The 1,157-nt window shown below is 45.8% G+C and carries 1 protein-coding gene; it reads right to left on the bottom strand.

Going from position 1 to position 1,157, the window contains the following annotated elements; translation table 11 throughout:
- Positions 1–1,157 (bottom strand): elongation factor Tu (gene tuf / locus ND16A_RS14430; RefSeq protein WP_033076550.1); only part of this gene is annotated, 1,157 nt, incomplete at its 3' end.

Genomic DNA, 1,157 nt, shown 5'->3' with positions numbered 1-1,157 from the left:
GCGCCTACTGTTCTGCCACCTTCACGGATAGCGAAGCGTAAACCTTCGTCCATCGCGATTGGGTTGATAAGCTCAACAACAAACTTCAAGTTGTCGCCAGGCATTACCATTTCAACACCTTCAGGAAGCTCTACCGCACCGGTGATATCGGTGGTACGGAAGTAGAACTGTGGACGGTAACCTTTGAAGAATGGCGTATGACGACCACCTTCATCTTTGGTTAACACGTATACTTCTGATTCGAATTTAGTGTGTGGGTTTACTGAACCAGGCTTGGCTAGTACTTGACCACGTTGTACGTCTTCACGCTTAGTACCACGTAAAAGAACACCACAGTTTTCGCCAGCACGACCTTCGTCAAGAAGCTTACGGAACATCTCTACACCAGTACAAGTAGTAAGCGTAGTTTCTTTGATACCGACGATAGCAACTTCGTCACCAACTTTCACGATACCACGTTCAACACGACCGGTTACCACCGTACCACGACCCTGGATTGAGAATACATCTTCGATTGGAAGAATGAAATCACCGTCGATGGCACGCTCTGGCTCTGGAATGTAAGTATCAAGGGCGTTAGCAAGTTCTACTACTTTCTCTTCCCATTGTGCTTCACCGTTAAGGGCACCTAAGGCAGAACCTTGGATTACTGGTAAGTCATCACCTGGGAAATCGTATTCGCTAAGAAGTTCACGAACTTCCATTTCTACTAATTCTAGTAATTCTTCGTCATCAACCATGTCACATTTGTTCATGAATACGATGATGAAAGGTACACCAACCTGACGTGATAACAAGATGTGCTCACGGGTTTGTGGCATAGGGCCATCGGTAGCAGCAACTACTAAGATAGCGCCATCCATTTGTGCAGCACCGGTGATCATGTTTTTAACGTAATCGGCGTGACCAGGACAATCTACGTGGGCGTAGTGACGTGATTCTGTATCGTACTCGATGTGAGAAGTATTGATTGTGATACCACGCTCGCGCTCTTCTGGAGCGTTATCGATTTGGGCGAAATCTTTAACTTCACCACCGTGTACTTTAGTAAGAACCGCAGAGATAGCAGCTGTTAAAGTTGTTTTACCGTGATCGACGTGACCAATGGTACCAACGTTAACGTGCGGTTTATTACGTTCAAATTTTTCTTTAGCCAT

The organism is Thalassotalea sp. ND16A (assembly GCF_000764205.1).
GTDB lineage: Bacteria > Pseudomonadota > Gammaproteobacteria > Enterobacterales > Alteromonadaceae > Thalassotalea_A.
The sequence above is the reverse complement of the archived record's forward strand: the minus strand, read 5'-3'. Positions and strand labels throughout refer to the sequence as shown.